The 15,082-nt window shown below is 38.1% G+C and carries 20 protein-coding genes; 3 read left to right on the top strand and 17 right to left on the bottom strand.

The genetic code is table 11. The features are described from left to right. The first annotated feature begins 202 nt into the window (after nucleotides 1–202). The 3 genes from AC1UFB_RS17375 to AC1UFB_RS17365 all read left to right on the top strand — a co-directional run bounded on the left by AC1UFB_RS17375 (nucleotide 203) and on the right by AC1UFB_RS17365 (nucleotide 1,831). The gene (locus AC1UFB_RS17375) at nucleotides 203–697 is read left to right on the top strand and encodes a hypothetical protein (protein ID WP_482589562.1); all 495 of its coding nucleotides are present in this window, start codon (nucleotides 203–205) and stop codon (nucleotides 695–697) included. 290 nt (nucleotides 698–987) lie between these two features. Continuing rightward, a complete protein-coding gene (locus AC1UFB_RS17370; protein ID WP_100347919.1) occupies nucleotides 988–1,542 on the top strand; it encodes a hypothetical protein in 555 nt (184 codons plus the stop codon). Between the two features lies 1 nt (nucleotide 1,543). Continuing rightward, the gene (locus tag AC1UFB_RS17365; protein ID WP_061786358.1) at nucleotides 1,544–1,831 is read left to right on the top strand and encodes a hypothetical protein; all 288 of its coding nucleotides are present in this window, start codon (nucleotides 1,544–1,546) and stop codon (nucleotides 1,829–1,831) included. Nucleotides 1,832–1,887: 56 nt separating this feature from the next. On the opposite strand, the gene AC1UFB_RS17360 is transcribed toward AC1UFB_RS17365, so the two are convergent. The 17 genes from AC1UFB_RS17360 to AC1UFB_RS17280 all read right to left on the bottom strand — a co-directional run bounded on the left by AC1UFB_RS17360 (nucleotide 1,888) and on the right by AC1UFB_RS17280 (nucleotide 14,905). After that, on the bottom strand, nucleotides 1,888–3,120 hold the full coding sequence (locus AC1UFB_RS17360) for an aminopeptidase (RefSeq protein WP_061786357.1): 1,233 nt from the start codon (nucleotides 3,118–3,120) through the stop codon (nucleotides 1,888–1,890). 83 nt (nucleotides 3,121–3,203) lie between these two features. Then, nucleotides 3,204–3,389 (bottom strand): hypothetical protein, encoded by a 186-nt coding sequence (locus tag AC1UFB_RS17355; RefSeq protein WP_482589559.1) that lies wholly within the window; start codon nucleotides 3,387–3,389, stop codon nucleotides 3,204–3,206. A 115-nt stretch (nucleotides 3,390–3,504) separates the two neighbouring features. Continuing rightward, nucleotides 3,505–4,116, bottom strand: coding sequence for an AmiS/UreI family transporter (locus AC1UFB_RS17350; RefSeq protein ID WP_100347921.1), 612 nt, complete (start codon nucleotides 4,114–4,116; stop codon nucleotides 3,505–3,507). 133 nt (nucleotides 4,117–4,249) lie between these two features. After that, nucleotides 4,250–5,431 carry a NupC/NupG family nucleoside CNT transporter gene (locus AC1UFB_RS17345; protein WP_025910286.1) on the bottom strand — a complete coding sequence of 394 codons (1,182 nt, stop codon included), beginning with the start codon at nucleotides 5,429–5,431 and terminating at the stop codon, nucleotides 4,250–4,252. 99 nt (nucleotides 5,432–5,530) lie between these two features. Then, nucleotides 5,531–5,932, bottom strand: a complete 402-nt coding sequence (locus AC1UFB_RS17340) for a cytidine deaminase (protein WP_025910285.1) — start codon at nucleotides 5,930–5,932, stop codon at nucleotides 5,531–5,533. A gap of 88 nt (nucleotides 5,933–6,020) precedes the next feature. Beyond that, a complete protein-coding gene (gene deoC / locus AC1UFB_RS17335; RefSeq protein ID WP_100347922.1) occupies nucleotides 6,021–6,695 on the bottom strand; it encodes a deoxyribose-phosphate aldolase in 675 nt (224 codons plus the stop codon). Nucleotides 6,696–6,808: 113 nt separating this feature from the next. Further along, on the bottom strand, nucleotides 6,809–8,110 hold the full coding sequence (locus AC1UFB_RS17330; RefSeq protein WP_076512365.1) for a pyrimidine-nucleoside phosphorylase: 1,302 nt from the start codon (nucleotides 8,108–8,110) through the stop codon (nucleotides 6,809–6,811). Between the two features lie 121 nt (nucleotides 8,111–8,231). Next, nucleotides 8,232–9,179, bottom strand: a complete 948-nt coding sequence (locus AC1UFB_RS17325) for a sugar-binding transcriptional regulator (RefSeq protein WP_062687116.1) — start codon at nucleotides 9,177–9,179, stop codon at nucleotides 8,232–8,234. A gap of 120 nt (nucleotides 9,180–9,299) precedes the next feature. Further along, on the bottom strand, nucleotides 9,300–9,566 hold the full coding sequence (locus AC1UFB_RS17320; RefSeq protein ID WP_482589555.1) for a hypothetical protein: 267 nt from the start codon (nucleotides 9,564–9,566) through the stop codon (nucleotides 9,300–9,302). Between the two features lie 131 nt (nucleotides 9,567–9,697). Beyond that, nucleotides 9,698–10,345 (bottom strand): VC0807 family protein, encoded by a 648-nt coding sequence (locus AC1UFB_RS17315; RefSeq protein WP_025910279.1) that lies wholly within the window; start codon nucleotides 10,343–10,345, stop codon nucleotides 9,698–9,700. A 62-nt stretch (nucleotides 10,346–10,407) separates the two neighbouring features. Beyond that, complete coding sequence (locus tag AC1UFB_RS17310) at nucleotides 10,408–10,749, bottom strand: DUF1033 family protein (RefSeq protein WP_482589553.1); 342 nt, start codon at nucleotides 10,747–10,749, stop codon at nucleotides 10,408–10,410. Between the two features lie 127 nt (nucleotides 10,750–10,876). Further along, nucleotides 10,877–12,118 (bottom strand): dicarboxylate/amino acid:cation symporter, encoded by a 1,242-nt coding sequence (locus AC1UFB_RS17305; protein WP_100347924.1) that lies wholly within the window; start codon nucleotides 12,116–12,118, stop codon nucleotides 10,877–10,879. 146 nt (nucleotides 12,119–12,264) lie between these two features. Further along, nucleotides 12,265–12,645 carry a DUF4181 domain-containing protein gene (locus tag AC1UFB_RS17300; protein ID WP_061785883.1) on the bottom strand — a complete coding sequence of 127 codons (381 nt, stop codon included), beginning with the start codon at nucleotides 12,643–12,645 and terminating at the stop codon, nucleotides 12,265–12,267. Nucleotides 12,646–12,778: 133 nt separating this feature from the next. Continuing rightward, nucleotides 12,779–13,249, bottom strand: coding sequence for an inner membrane protein YiaA (yiaA, locus tag AC1UFB_RS17295; RefSeq protein ID WP_025910274.1), 471 nt, complete (start codon nucleotides 13,247–13,249; stop codon nucleotides 12,779–12,781). 225 nt (nucleotides 13,250–13,474) lie between these two features. Then, on the bottom strand, nucleotides 13,475–13,657 hold the full coding sequence (locus tag AC1UFB_RS17290) for a DUF8096 family protein (protein WP_025910273.1): 183 nt from the start codon (nucleotides 13,655–13,657) through the stop codon (nucleotides 13,475–13,477). A gap of 229 nt (nucleotides 13,658–13,886) precedes the next feature. Then, the gene (locus AC1UFB_RS17285) at nucleotides 13,887–14,087 is read right to left on the bottom strand and encodes a DUF6501 family protein (protein ID WP_025910272.1); all 201 of its coding nucleotides are present in this window, start codon (nucleotides 14,085–14,087) and stop codon (nucleotides 13,887–13,889) included. Nucleotides 14,088–14,134: 47 nt separating this feature from the next. Further along, nucleotides 14,135–14,905, bottom strand: a complete 771-nt coding sequence (locus tag AC1UFB_RS17280) for an alpha/beta hydrolase (RefSeq protein WP_035320890.1) — start codon at nucleotides 14,903–14,905, stop codon at nucleotides 14,135–14,137. Between the last annotated feature and the right edge of the window lie 177 nt (nucleotides 14,906–15,082).

Raw genomic sequence — 15,082 nt, 5'->3', positions numbered from 1 at the left:
TAAAATTCTTGCTTAAAATGCACCATTTCTTTATTTTATCGTTGATAATGCAGGGTTTTATAGTTATTTAACGTATGTGGCTAAAATTATTGGATAAAGAAGGATTGTCTTGTTTTCTTGTCGAACCTATACATAAATTGTAATCATATTGTTACTTGACGTCACGTAATATGCTTTTTGAAGTGAAAAGGGAGGGAACGAAATGAACTTACTAATCATCAGCTTTTTAGCAGCAGCTGTTCTTGCATTAATGGCAAGACTTTGGTTTCTAAAAACCAATCCACGCTCGGATGACCAAACTGTTCATAAGCCTATCGTTTCAGTTACTGGGCAAGTAAAATCAGCAGAAGGAATTGATCAGGTTGCCATTTCAAAAATTGAAATGTATGAAGAGCATTTATTAATTAACCAAGTAGCCATGATTCCTCTCCACCGCATTCAGCGTGCTGAATTTATCAAGCACGTCAAAAATGAAAAAGGCGTTAAAGGTGCACCTGTCCAGCGTTATTTTGGAGAACTGACAATCCATTTCACAAATAAAAATGGAGCGGAAGCGTCAATTGTTTGCAGCACGCCAAAAAAGAATCAGTTTCACCATATCTATCAATATGATATAATGAAAAAGACGCTTAACAAAGCGTTAGGTATTGAAGATTTACAAAATCACCTTGCGTTCCGCGAGCCTTACGAACTATAATCTGGTAATTTTTTCTTATCGGTATCATAAACCTCCTTTTATTGCACAAGCTATATCATATACATACCCAATCTAAGGAGGTTTTCATCATCGATCCAATTCAATTCCTAAAGTACTTCTGTTCCTTCGCCGGAGCAGGGTGCTTAGCATTTACGTATTATCATATGTTTAAAGGAAATAAAAAAGAAGACAAAGAAAGCAGTACGGATTGAGTACTGCTTTTTTTGTGCTTATTCATTTGTTTAAGTATGGTAAAATAAGTATACCCTACACTGAACGGAGCGGTGCAAATGGATATTTATGATTATTTAGACCTGCTACAAAAAGATATACAAACTTCTCCTATACAAGAAATTGAACAGCGCTATTTTGATATTTGCACAAAACTTTGCGGAACTGATATAGCAAAAGCTATTCAGCTCGTTTCATTAAAAGACTACCAAGAGGTATTACAAGATCTCTTGGCTCAAGGTTTAACAGTTGCATATTCTGAAGGTGCCAAAGCCATTTACTTTGAGTACGACTTAGATAATGATTGGGATAGTACGCTTTTTATCTGTGAAGATTATCAGCCACTTGAAGAGGACGATGATGAGTGGGCATGTGAATGGGTTGATGAAATAAATGGACCCAGTCTAGCAACGTTTGGCAATTTATATGAATCTCATGGCTTCGACGATACAAACGAAGCCATAGGCTCAACACTTTATCTCATTGTACGGACAGTTTTAGAATACATGAGAGCTTACAATGAGGTGAATGCTTTTCCTAAAGTGAACGTTTGTATTGGATTTCATGATCAAGATCCCGTAATGAGAATTAATGAGGCAGCGAGCGTTTTATAATATGAATCGTCATGAGTTTTCATCTCAAAATTTACATATTCTTATTACGCTTGCTGTAAATCAAGAACTCTCTCACAAAACGTTGGTGGATTGGTGCTCTCTCTACATACATGAAACCGATGAAGGTGATAATCAAAACCTTTTGTTGAATGATAAAGCAATAGATATAGACGCTCAGTGGGAGTTGTTTCTTTCAAATACGTTCACGCTATCTGAGTTACAAACTCTTAACTTAGACTTGATTAAAATACCAGTTCAATGGCTGAAGGATTGGCTAGAAAAGCTTTAACCTATTTAGTTTACCAAAACAAAACCACACCTATAACCGGTGTGGTTTTGCTTTGATTAAAACGCCCAGTTCCCTTTTCTAAACACAGGCTCGCTTGTGCCGTCAGCTTTGATGCCGTCGATGTCCATTTCAGCTGAGCCAATCATGAAGTCAACGTGGGTGATGCTGTCGTTTGCTCCGTTTTCAGCTAGCTCGCCTTTTGACATTGTTTTTCCGCCTTCTAAGCAGAAAGAATACGCGCTGCCAATCGCTAAGTGATTTGATGCGTTTTCGTCAAACAGCGTGTTGTAGAAAATGATATCAGACTGGGAAATGGGTGAGTTATGCGGTACTAGCGCCACTTCACCTAAATATTTTGCTCCTTCATCTGTATCAATTAGCTGCTTTAACGTTTCTTCTCCGTGCTCTGCTTTAACGCCTGTAATTTTTCCGTTTTCAAACGTAAGCGTAAAGTTTTCGATCAGGTTACCTGCATAGCTTAATGGCTTTGTGCTTGTCACCTGGCCGTTCACACCGTCTTTTTTCGGAACGGTGAACACTTCTTCTGTTGGCATGTTCGCCATGAAGTCATGCCCTTTTTCGTTCACGCTTCCAGCGCCTACCCAAATATGCTTTTCAGGTAGTTCAATTGTTAAGTCTGTACCTGGTGCTTTATAGTGTAGTTTTGCAAAGTGCTTTTCATTTAGGATATCCACTTTTTCATGTAGATTGTCGTTATGTTTTGTCCAAGCAGCTACCGGATCTTCTTGGTCCACACGTACCGCTTTGAAAATCGCTTCCCATAGCTTTTCTTCTTGCTTATCTTCCGGTGCGTCAGGGAATACCTTTGCCGCCCACTCTTTTGATGGTACGGCTACGATTGACCAGCTAATTTTATCAGATTGAATGGCTTCTCTAAACTTTTTCATCGCTTGACCGCTTACACGTTGGAACGTTGCGATACGCTTTCCGTCTACGCCTTTTAATAGATCCGGACTGCTTGAGATAACGGATAAAACAGCTCCTCCATTTTCAACAAGCGCTTCGCGTTCTTGAACTCGCCAAGCTGGGAATTCTTCAAATACTTCATCCGCTGCTTTTTCATACTTCAAGCGAACAAGATAATCATCTTTAAAATCAACGTCAACTGACTTTGCGCCAGCTTCATACGCTTTTTTAGCTACTTCACGTACGAATGATGCCGATGCAACATCAGCAGAAATATGTAAAACTTGCCCTGGTTGAATATTGACGCCAACCTTAACCGCTAGCTCAGCGTACTTTTCAATATTGCGTTCAAAATTTAACATAATCTGTCCCCTTTACTAAAAAATTCTTCCACTGTTATTTTAGCATAAACGAATAACGCAATGATAATATTTGCGTTTTTAGTTTACATAATAAAATTACAGAAAATAAAAAAGAGTTTGGGACATAACAAAATGATTGCTTCTAAAAGACGAACACTCGCTGTTCCCATCTCTTTGATTCGTCTCAACACGTTCGTTCCATTGCGCTGCGGGATCTCCGTTTTCCCTCTCTTTCCCGCAGGAGTCGAGTGTCCTACGCTCCATTCCAACCTGTTTCCAACAGTGTTTTCACAATCAACCAAAAAACCTGAACGATTAAAAGCTATGAACTCTCAATCGTTCAAGTATAGTAAGGACTAAATTACTTATGTCTCAGTCTCTTTTTTATTTCATCAGCACGCGTCGCTCATTAAAGAATAACTTATAACCTAGGTAGATAAAGTATAAAATGGCAACTGACAGCACAGCAATCCACATGTAGTAAAGACCTTCTGCTCCCCATACGCCTGTTAAGTTAAAGAGTGCCGGGATGGTAAGCGTAATCCACGACTGGACAGCGGCGACTTTTCCCACATATTCTGTAATATCCCGCTCCTGCGTGTTGATAAAGTAAAATAGAAACCAAAGAAATGCCCACAGCAACCACGTTAAGCCGTTTACAACGTCACCATATCTTGTAAAAGCGATGGTCATATAAACAAGAGCTAAAATCGATACCCAAAGCGAATAATAGCCAAGGCCTGTTCCTTCCATTCCTTTGATAACGGTTACACCAACATACAAATACGTTAAGCCAAATAAGAAAATAGCGGCTTTTTCGTAAAGCACCCAGTTTGTTTGATCTGAAACAATAATTAAATAAAACGGCGCAATCATTTGAAAGACGCCGACAAATAGGTTAAACACCCCTACGTTTTTATCGTTTGCTTTTCCTAAAAGCATCAGTCCGTTTAAAAACAGCGCTGCTCCTGATAGTAATAATCCAATGCTGTCCATGTTGTCGTAAAGAATACTAGACTCTTTACTACCTCCTTTATATGTGCTCGAAGTACTGTATGATTCTTATCTTCCCACAAAAGAAAAAAGCAATCCTGCCCGCAGCAGAAATGCTTTTCCTTCTTCATTTGTTTTATAAAATAAAGCTTACAATAATCGCTGATAACACACTTACTAACGTTGCACCGTACAATAAGCGTAAACCAAAGCGAGCCACTGTGTTTCCTTGTTTTTCACTTAAGCCTTTAACAGCTCCAGAAATAATACCAATTGAAGAGAAGTTTGCGAATGACACTAAGAATACAGAAACAATTCCTAGCGTACGCTCACTAAACTGTCCAGACATATCCGCTAAGCTCATCATCGCCACAAACTCATTCGTTACAAGCTTTGTCGCCATAATTCCACCAGCAGCTACCACTTCTGAACCTGGAATACCCATAATGAAGGCAAATGGTGCAAATACATAGCCAAGAATTTCTTGGAACGAAATTCCAAGAATCATTTCAAATACGTTGTTAATGGCTGCGATTAGCGCAACGAATCCAATAAGCATTGCCCCTACAATGATGGCTACTTTAAATCCATCCATGATATATTCGCCAATCATTTCAAAGAACGTTTGTTTTTCTTCATCTTGCACTTCTAAAATATCTTCATCTGTCGTTACTGTATACGGATTAATAATCGACGCAATGATGAAACCACCAAATAAGTTAATAACGATTGCTGTTACTACGTACTTTGGCTCAATCATTGTCATGTACGCACCAACAATTGACATTGAAACCGTTGACATTGCAGACGCACATAATGTATATAGACGGTTTGGAGGTAGTTTATCCAGCTGTTTTTTTACTGTGATAAATACTTCTGATTGACCTACAATCGCAGAAGCTACTGCGTTATAAGATTCAAGTCTTCCCATTCCGTTAATTTTGCTTAAAAGAAGACCAATACCCTTCATGATGAAAGGCAAAATCTTAAAGTGCTGTAGAATCCCAATTAATACAGAGATAAATACGATTGGAAGCAAAACCGTTAAGAAAAATGGAGCTGTTCCGTCGTTCGCTAAGCCCCCAAATACAAATTCAATTCCTTCAGCAGCATATTCCAATAATTTATTAAACGTTGTTGCAATTGCATCAATGATGATAAAACCAAACTTTGTGTTTAATAGAAGCATTGAAAGCAGCAGTTGAAGCACAATCATAATAAGGATTGGCTTATACTTAATGCCTTTTTTATTGTTACTTGCTAAAAATGCTAAACCAAACACAATTAATAACCCTAGTATTCCAATTAAGTATTGCATGTAATAGACTCCCCACTAGTTGTATAAATTCCCATTTAAATCCTATCCTTATAGACCTTAAACAGCTGCTGCCGAGAGCGTTTTTTTCAAAACAATTCTTTACGTTTTGTGTAAATCTTTTGATGAAAAGAACCCTGGTAACAACTCATTAATGTTTGTCACAACGTGATCGCCTTTTAAATTAGCTAAAATCACGACTGTGCCTGGTGAAAAGAACTCAGCTAAAACTTGACGACAAGCTCCACATGGAGAAATTGGTCCCTCTGTATCCCCAACAACTGCGATTGCTTGAAACTCTTTTTCACCTTCTGAAACAGCTTTAAAAATCGCCGTGCGCTCTGCGCAGTTTGTTAAACCATAGGAAGCGTTCTCGATATTACATCCGTGATATAGTTTTCCGTCCTTTGTTAAAAGAGCTGCACCTACATGAAAATTTGAATATTGAACATATGCTTGTTTACTTGCAACAATTGCTTCATCAATTAATTTTTTCGGTTCCATTCATTCATCATCCTTTTTCATGGTTTAAAGCAGGTTAGCTCAGTGTATGAGCTAACCCGCTAGACATTCTCTTCAGATTCTAATCGAATTAGTATGAGCTGTTGCTAATTTCGCCTTTAGCAATTGAAACACCAGAGCTTGCACCGATACGCGTAGCACCTGCTTCAATCATCGCTTTAGCGTCTTCTAATCCTCGTACGCCACCAGATGCTTTTACGCCAAATTCTGGTCCAACTGTTTTTCTCATTAACGCAACATCTTCAACCGTTGCGCCACCTGTTGAGAAGCCAGTAGATGTTTTAACAAAGTCCGCACCTGCTTTAACAGATAGTTCACAAGCTTTTACTTTTTCTTCGTCTGTTAATAGACATGCTTCAATGATTACTTTCACTAATGCTTTACCTTTTGCAGCGTCAACAACTGCTTTAATATCACGCTCTACTAAATCGTAATTTTTGTCTTTTAACGCACCGATGTTAATGACCATATCAACTTCGTCTGCACCGTTTTCAATTGCATTTGTTGTTTCGAATGCTTTTACTTCTGGTGTGCTTGCCCCTAGTGGGAAACCAATTACCGTACATACTTTTACTTCTTGTGCATCGCGTAATAACTCAGCAGCTTTTTTAACCCACGTTGGATTCACACATACAGATGCAAATGAATATTCTTTTGCTTCCTGTGCAAGTACTGTAATTTGCTCTTCTGTTGCGTTAGCTTTTAATAAAGTGTGGTCAATCATTTTTGTAATTTCGTTGCTCATGTTTAATTCTTCCTTTCAATCCTCTTATAAAGTAAAATTTTAACCTGTAGAAGCTCTATTTCTCTTCCACTGAATACCTAGTTGAACCATCGTGGCCTTTAGGCGCACTAGAATTAATGAATTTCTTTGTAGATGAGCGTTGGTGCATCTACCTGTTCAGATACAATTGTATAAGAATCGTAAATAACGTTCATTACTTCATCCACGTTTTCAGAGTTACTATGAATTGTTACAAGCGTATCGCCCTTCTTAACAGCATCTCCTACTTTTTTGTGCAGTACTACACCAACAGCTAAATCAATCACTGATTCTTTTGTTGCGCGACCTGCACCAAGTTTCATTGCTGCTACGCCGATTTGCTCAGCAACAATTTCTGATACATAGCCATCTGCTTTTGCTGGAACCGAAATTTTATAAGAAGCATCCGGAAGCTGTGATGGATCATCTACTACGGATGCATCTCCACCCTGTGCTTCAAGGAATGTTTTAAATGTTGCAAGTGCTTGTCCGTTATCGATCACTTCTATTAATAGCGCACGCGCCTCTTCAAGGCTGCTTGCTTTCTTTGCAAGCATAACCATATGGCTACCTAACGTCAAGCATAATTCTGTTAAATCTTCCGGCCCTTCACCTTTTAACGTATCGATTGCTTCTTTCACTTCTAGCGCGTTTCCAACCGCAAATCCAAGCGGTTGACTCATATCAGAAATGATAGCTTTTGTGTTTCGTCCAACACCTTTTCCGATTTCAACCATTGCTTGTGCTAATGCTTCTGCATCTTTTAAGTCTTTCATAAACGCACCGTTTCCAGTTTTAACATCTAAACAAATTGCGTCTGCACCCGCTGCAATCTTCTTACTCATAATTGAGCTTGCAATCAGTGGAATTGAATCAACTGTTGCCGTTACGTCACGTAGTGCGTATAAACTTTTATCTGCTGGCGTTAAGTCACCGCTTTGTCCAATAACCGCTAGTTTGTTTGTGTTTACTAGACGAATAAATTCGTCGTTCGTAATTTCAACGTGGAATCCTGGGACAGCTTCTAGCTTATCGATTGTTCCACCCGTATGACCAAGGCCGCGACCTGACATCTTAGCGACCGGTACGCCTACCGCTGCAACAAGTGGTCCAAGTACTAACGTTGTTGTATCTCCTACTCCACCTGTACTGTGCTTATCTACTTTAATGCCTTCAATTTCACTTAAGTCAATTTGATCACCTGAGTTTACCATCGCTGTCGTTAAATGAACGCGCTCTTCCTGCGTCATATCCTGGAAATAAATTGCCATTGCTAGTGCGGACATCTGATAGTCAGGCAAGTTACCATTTGTATATTCAGTAATAATAAAGTCAATTTCACTTTTTGTTAATTCTAAGCCATTTCGCTTTTTTTCAATTAGATCTACAACTCTCATTGATATGGCCTCCCCATGCGCTTTCTTTTCAAAATTATAACGCTTTCAACAACTTACATCTTCACTATATCTCAACATTGAACAAATGTAAATATTTATTTTGACATTTGTTCAATGTTTTTTATGATGTCACTTTTTCAAGCAGCTGCTGAGCTGTAAATGGGTCTGTGACTAGTGTATTAACATACCCGCCTTTTATCGCACCGTAAATACCTTCCACCTTGTGCGCCCCTCCCGCTACGAGGATCGAATGTTCCTTTTGCTTAAGTTCTTCTAAATCTAAACCAAGCGTGCGTTCATTTAAGCTCGGGTTGCAAATACACCCATTTTCATCGAAAAATCGCGAACAAATATCACCGACTGCGTGCGGATCTAGCTGTTTTAAATCCTCTTCTGTGAAATAACCTAGCTGAAACAGCAAAGAATCTGTTTTAATAGGACCCGTCGTAAAGATCGCAATATTTGCTTTTTTGCCAAGCTCTAATATTCCTTTTATATGACGATCAGCTTCCATTGCCTGCTTTACTACAACATGATCAACAATAGCCGGAAGCGGTAAATAAAGAGGAACGGTGCTATAAGCATTTCCAAACAGATGCAGTATTTCAGAAGCATACGTATTGGTTTCAGAATGGCTAACTCCACCTTTTAACTGTACAACTTTCACATCTTTTACACGCTTATTTTTGAGCTTCATCCCTACATGATAAAGCGTTGTTCCCCACGTTACGCCAATAATATCTTCATCTTTTACAATTTTATCAAGGTAATCTGCTGCTGCTTCTCCTAAACCTTCCTTTACAAGGTTTCGATCTTCATGAGGTATAGATGCGACAATTGCTTTTTTTAGTTTAAACGTTTGTTCTAGCTGAGCTGATAGCTCTTTCACATCGATGGTAGAATCGATAATTTTAATTTGTACAATGCCTTCAGATTTAGCTTGTTGCAGTAAGCGTGAAACAGTTGGCCTTGAAACTCCAAGCTTTTTAGCAATTTCATTTTGATTATAGTCAAACAGATAATACATCTTTGCTGCTTCGATTGCTTTCGTTAACTTGTCGCTTTCCATAAGCATCTCCTTTACGTCAGTATAGCGTTTTCATTTTTCTATCTTACCAAACAATGAACATTTTTATAATACTACCTGAACATTTTTTCAAAAAAACCTCTCTTCTACTCGAAGAAAGGCTTAGCGGTTGACGGCATATACGACAAACAACACAATATTCAACATAATAAGAGCAACCCCCGCAAGGAGCCACTTTGCTCCCTGAGACTTCTTCTCTCCTTCTTGCATTTCAAAGCCTCGGATAGCAAACACGATTCCGAGTGTAAAAAATAAAAAGAATGTTTGACGATAATCAAAAAAAGCTAAAATCAAAAAAATGGCTGTAAAAAATACCATGATCATTTCTAATGCTATATACGGCTGTTTTTTACATACTAACAGTTTCAAATTGCACACCTACCCTTTATCCAAGTTCTATGACAACTTATTTTACTATTTTTTCGCGAGCAGGTGTCAACGTTTGATGTACTGTTCACGTATTTGTAACAAAAGCGCTCCCATGTTAGGAAGCGCTTTTGTTATTCATTCATATTTGGATTCACCGGATTATCGATTCCTGTTTTCTCTTGAATCTTTTTATAAATAAAGTACGTATAGATGGCGATCAAAATTGAGAACGCCCACGTCACTGCTTGGCGAAAGACAATCATGTTGCCATACCCTTCAACACCGTACTTTTGAATAAGAACGTATTTTACAATGGCTAAAAACACATAGCGCCCCGCAAATAAAACGGTTAACCAGTTCATCATTTTAAAGAGATCTTGCTCAAAGAATAGCTTTTTTGAATCTTCACGCTTATATCCCATTAAATAGGCCGTATCAACAAAGAAATATAGCCCAATTGGACGCTTCACTAAAATCGTTATAAACGTAAAAATAGCTAGTCCAATCATAAAATAAACCTGATTAACCAGCATGGTTTCTGCATTACCCGACAATAAATCTACAATTGTTCGCGCAAGCAAGGTAATAACAAGAAACAGTCCCGTTACGTTAAATTGACGCTCTTTAATAAACGTATAGATGGTATAGAAGAATGCAGGGGCTGTCGATAATAAAATGGCGTAATAATCACCGATAAGATCTTTTCCCTGATTCCAGATAAGGTACGGGATTGCAATGTAAAAAAGCAAGTCAAACCATACTCGTTTTGAATTGTTCATAGCGCCCTCCTTTTCCACTATTGTTAGTGTAATTATATGGGAAAATGATGTAGAAGAAAAGGTTATTTCATTTGCAGAAACGAAAAGCCTTCCTCGTTTTCATTTAGATCATATACGTCTTCACCTTTCATAAACAAGACGCCGTGGAAAATTTGAAGATCATCATCACACGCTTCACAAAACTCTTTCTCACAGTCATTCCAAAAGGTAAAAAGAGATAGCTTTTTCATATGAACGTGGCGATAACTCGCTTGATGTTCATGAATAAGCCTTGTATAATACTCAAGCGCTTCTTTTTTATGGTCGAATTCAATCGTTTCAATAATGTCTTTTTCCCAACCATCTAGAAAAAGCCACGGTTCACAGTCAGTTTTAATTTTATGGACTTTCCATTTTTCATTCATAATACTTCGCTCCTCACTTCTTCTTACAGGATGCTTACTCTTTTATTATTCAAGAAAAACACCCTTGAATCAAGTAATACGCTAAAAGCGCACCAGCTATCTTTGAGCTGATGCGCTTTCACGTTTGCTACGAAGCGATTCGCTTTGTATCTATTTGTTTTTTCAGCCAACCTTTACCTTCTACAATGCGTGACACAAGCATAGAAGATACGTTATCTCCCGTTACGTTCACCATTGTTGCAGGTGGATCGACAATCATGCCTAGCGCGGCCATAACCGGAAGTGCTTCAATTGGCAAGCCAAACATCGTTAAAATCAACATCTCACCAACTGCGCCTCCGCTCGGTAGACCCGCAATGACAACACCACATAAAATAGCAACAACAACGGCTTTCACAAACGTATCGATGCCGCTGAAATCCATATCGAATAGCGTAAAGGCAAATGAAATTTTTAAGATTGCAGCCAAGCAAGACCCGTCCATATGTACGGTTGCTCCAATTGGAATGACCGTTTCTCGCACATCTTTTGGAACGCCCGTTTGTTTAGCTGCCTCTAGGTTAACAGGCACGCTGGCTACGCTGCTCCCTGTCCCTAAAGCCGTAACCGCTGGCGTTAAGATATTTTTCCAAAAACGAACGATCCCTTCTTTTCCTCCTGCTAAAAAGGCATAAAGCGTAAAGCCAACAAAGAAGTATAAAAGAGCTACCGGGTAATATACGGCTACTGCTTTTGCATACGTTCCTAATAAATCAGGACCAAATACACCAACTAACGACGCGAAGTAAGCAAATAACCCAATTGGTGCTACGTACATCACAAGCGTTACCATTTTCATAAACACCTGTGAACCTGATTGTAGTACTTTCACAAACGGCTTTCCAGCTTCACCAATTAGAGTTGCTGATAATCCTAAAAGTACGGCAAAAACAATAAGTGCAAGCATATGTTCACGAGACAGTAAATCCACAAAGTCAGACGTTGTAAATGCTTGTACAAACTGATCGGCAATATTAATATTTTCTACCTGATCTGGCTTTTCAATTGTAATTGGTGACGCATCAACTGATAAAAATACCTTAACTGCAAAAAGCATTAATAAAGATGAAATAATGCCAGTCAAAATAAAAACGCCAAACATTGAGCCAATGATTTTTCCAAAGCGATTCATATTCGCAGTGTTTGATACGGCTGCTGCAATGCTAAAAAACACGAGCGGCACAACAACCATAAACATTAAGTTTAAATAAATGTCCCCTAGTGGCTTTAACACTTCTGCTTTCTCTCCAGCAAAGAACCCTACTGCTCCACCAGCAAAAATAGATGCTAGTAAAATGAGCGGAAAGCGATATGGTTTTAACGCGTACATAAACATCCTCCTTCTAATTAAAACGCTCACAAAAAAAGCGACAGCATGCGCGCTGTCACTTTTTTGATTTTACTATAGTTTTAAAATTGGTCAATCCAGCTTTAGCCCCTTTTAACAAATTGTATACTTCCGACTTTTCTAAATAATTATAAAGATATGATAACAAGCAGTGCTAGCATAAATACTACTCCAAGGAATTCATAAACATAGCTCTTTGACTCTTTATCAGTCATCCAATGCTCAATTCCTCGCAAAGTATCTACTAAAATAAAAAAGCCACACACTGGCAGTGCTCGAATCCAGATGGGAAACTCATCGCTTCTCTCTGAAAACGTGACAACACCAAGAAAATAAATGAACAATACTACTATGATACCTTCAATCACCCTATACAGCCTCTTTCTATCTTTGGAAAACAGACTTACACGCTTTTCTTGAATATTTAACCTCTTTTTCAAATAGTAATGGCTAGTTGAAAAGTAAAGTATAAAAAGAAGAATGACACCTATTAAACCCTCATAACTCATTTAAATTCCCCTTTAGCAAGCTATAGTATATTAAGATAATATCATAATTAAAGGGTTAAATGTAATTATTTGTATAAAAAAACCTCCACTTTCAAAATAAAAAGTAGAGGGTTCTATGTACGCAAAAGAGCTATTAATCTCGCTCTTTTGCTCGTTGCGTATCTCGAATATTTTTTTGAATTGTCACTACTGCAAACAAGCTCAACACAAATGACATGCCGTAGAAGCCTTTTTCGCTTAGCGTAATACTCCCTGCGTTATATAAACCAATAACCATTAATGAAATCGATACAATAAGTGCAAACCAGCTAATTCCATAATAAATACCTGTAACAGGGATATCTTCCTCTTTGTCTCGAACGGCTTTTTGAAGAGATACCGCTGAATAAAGTCCAAATACTAAAACAGCAAAATAGTAGCCTTTTTCATTTAGCTCCATCGTTGCGTTAAATAATCCAACCAAGTAAGCTACAACTCCAATCAGTAGCGCTCCCCAAGATGCTCCTTTAAAAGCTGAAGTTGGCTCTCCTTCTTTTCGTTCTACCTTAACCTTTGGCTCATCTTGGTTTCGCTTCTCTGGAAATAGTTCATGCTCATTCGCCATTTAGGTTTTCGCCTCCTCTTCTCTCTTAATCTAAACAAATACGCGATTGTACGTTCACTTATACCATTATATAGAAAATAGGTTAAATTAATAGGTGTTTTTGTCATCTTTTAATAAGACTTTATGCTCAAAATAAATAAATAAATAAATACACTTCTGTTTTTTATACAAAAAAAGAAACAGCTTCATGAGCCATCTCTTTTCTACGTACGACGCTTTTAACGCTTAAATATTCTTTTTCATGCCACAGCTAACGCATTCTCGCAAAAATTTCCCTTCTCCTACACTACTTTTAAAATGAACGCTCTCGCAGTTGTCGCAGCGACCCGCAACTTTATCAGGGAGATCTTTGTATTCATATACTTTGTCCAGATCAATATTGGCATATAAACCTTCTTTTTCTTCCACCTTAAACACTCCGATTTCATTTGAGATTGCTTCTATATCATACCAATATTAATTTAAGAATAAAAGACGCCTTCTTTATTTTCTCTCGGAGTAGCTACCTACAGCATACACTTGTTCTTAGCTGCTGGTTTTACTTTATGTTTATTATTTAGAATATAGTTTTTTTAGATACTTAGATGCGTTGACACACACTCATAAAAAAACCACCGCATCCGCAGTGGTTTGCATCTTACGCTTCAAAATATTCTTTGTAAAAGCCACCAACTTGACCTGTGTTATCGACTACAAAGTAAAACTCTTCCGTTTCATTTTTTACATCGTATACTTTTCCTGCTGTTAGCACGTTTTCTACCATGTACTTTTTCGCATTCGTATGTACACATTTTACTTGTTTGATGGTTGGACGATCATTCCACTCTAAATGAATCATATTTGGTCTCTCCTTTTGAACGATTGGACGTTAACTTTGCCCTTCGTTCATTTTACCCCAACTGCTTTTTTTTTCGCAACTGTCGCTTTAACAAAACGTGCCGTATGTTGAATAATTTGGTCTTTATCATAGTCCATGGACGCTACATGATACGAATTAGGAAGCATAACTTGATGAGCTGTTTTTGAACGAATATGCTCCAGAATATAAGCTGAGTTGCTTGGTGGTACAACATGATCGACTGTGGATGTTAAAACTAGCGCTGGGCACGTTACGTAAGATAAGCGTTCCTCCGCTTCATCCATTAAAGATAATAGCTCGCGCATTGAACGAACGGGTACCTTATCATACGTAATTTCATGTACGTTAGGATCTTTGATATCCGGCTTATCTTCTTTTACATAGCGAAGTGTATGTGCATTTCTGTAAGCTTCCATTGAAGGAATTGAATTCATTGCTGGGTTAATAGCAATTACGCCTGACAGGTCTAATCCTTGACTTGCGGTATGAAAGGTTAACGTTCCGCCCATCGATTGCCCTAGGATGAAGACGTGCTCACATCTTTCTTTTAAAAAGCGATAGCCTTCTAAAAAGTCTGCTTTCCAATTTTCATAGGTTGCCTGTTCAATATCTCGATAGTGAGTTCCATGGCCCGTTAGACGAATTCCATAAACCGTATAGCCTTTAGCTGCCAAGCCTTGGCCGATATGTTCCATGCTTTGTGGCGTTCCCATAAATCCGTGAGAGACTAAAATACCAACTTCATTCCCTTTATGATAAAAAGCTTCCGCTCCTTGAATAACATCATAACGTTCCATTATTCTTCACCCTTTACGCTCAAATTTTCTGACAAGATTGATTATTTATATAATACACCTATAATTCCTATAAGTCAACTGGGTTTTTATTTTTTACAGAATTGTCAAAAAAACATCAGAGTATGTCTCTAGCGCTTCATTATCAACAAAAAATCCGAACTATAAAAGAGTCGTTAA

The sequence above is a fragment of the Priestia sp. KCTC 13724 genome (assembly GCF_056820425.1).
This window is presented reverse-complemented; position numbering and strand designations above follow the sequence as displayed.

Excerpts from the sequence above, each read along its gene's own strand:
- AC1UFB_RS17375 (WP_482589562.1), top strand. The coding sequence starts at position 203 with ATGAACTTACTAATCATCAGCTTTTTAGCAGCAGCTGTTCTTGCATTA.
- AC1UFB_RS17370 (WP_100347919.1), top strand. The coding sequence starts at position 988 with ATGGATATTTATGATTATTTAGACCTGCTACAAAAAGATATACAAACT.
- AC1UFB_RS17365 (WP_061786358.1), top strand. The coding sequence starts at position 1,544 with ATGAATCGTCATGAGTTTTCATCTCAAAATTTACATATTCTTATTACG.
- AC1UFB_RS17360 (WP_061786357.1), bottom strand. The coding sequence starts at position 3,120 with ATGTTAAATTTTGAACGCAATATTGAAAAGTACGCTGAGCTAGCGGTT.
- AC1UFB_RS17350 (WP_100347921.1), bottom strand. The coding sequence starts at position 4,116 with ATGGACAGCATTGGATTATTACTATCAGGAGCAGCGCTGTTTTTAAAC.
- AC1UFB_RS17345 (WP_025910286.1), bottom strand. The coding sequence starts at position 5,431 with ATGCAATACTTAATTGGAATACTAGGGTTATTAATTGTGTTTGGTTTA.
- AC1UFB_RS17340 (WP_025910285.1), bottom strand. The coding sequence starts at position 5,932 with ATGGAACCGAAAAAATTAATTGATGAAGCAATTGTTGCAAGTAAACAA.
- deoC (WP_100347922.1), bottom strand. The coding sequence starts at position 6,695 with ATGAGCAACGAAATTACAAAAATGATTGACCACACTTTATTAAAAGCT.
- AC1UFB_RS17330 (WP_076512365.1), bottom strand. The coding sequence starts at position 8,110 with ATGAGAGTTGTAGATCTAATTGAAAAAAAGCGAAATGGCTTAGAATTA.
- AC1UFB_RS17325 (WP_062687116.1), bottom strand. The coding sequence starts at position 9,179 with ATGGAAAGCGACAAGTTAACGAAAGCAATCGAAGCAGCAAAGATGTAT.
- AC1UFB_RS17315 (WP_025910279.1), bottom strand. The coding sequence starts at position 10,345 with ATGAACAATTCAAAACGAGTATGGTTTGACTTGCTTTTTTACATTGCA.
- AC1UFB_RS17310 (WP_482589553.1), bottom strand. The coding sequence starts at position 10,749 with ATGAATGAAAAATGGAAAGTCCATAAAATTAAAACTGACTGTGAACCG.
- AC1UFB_RS17305 (WP_100347924.1), bottom strand. The coding sequence starts at position 12,118 with ATGTACGCGTTAAAACCATATCGCTTTCCGCTCATTTTACTAGCATCT.
- AC1UFB_RS17300 (WP_061785883.1), bottom strand. The coding sequence starts at position 12,645 with ATGAGTTATGAGGGTTTAATAGGTGTCATTCTTCTTTTTATACTTTAC.
- yiaA (WP_025910274.1), bottom strand. The coding sequence starts at position 13,249 with ATGGCGAATGAGCATGAACTATTTCCAGAGAAGCGAAACCAAGATGAG.
- AC1UFB_RS17285 (WP_025910272.1), bottom strand. The coding sequence starts at position 14,087 with ATGATTCATTTAGAGTGGAATGATCGTCCAACCATCAAACAAGTAAAA.
- AC1UFB_RS17280 (WP_035320890.1), bottom strand. The coding sequence starts at position 14,905 with ATGGAACGTTATGATGTTATTCAAGGAGCGGAAGCTTTTTATCATAAA.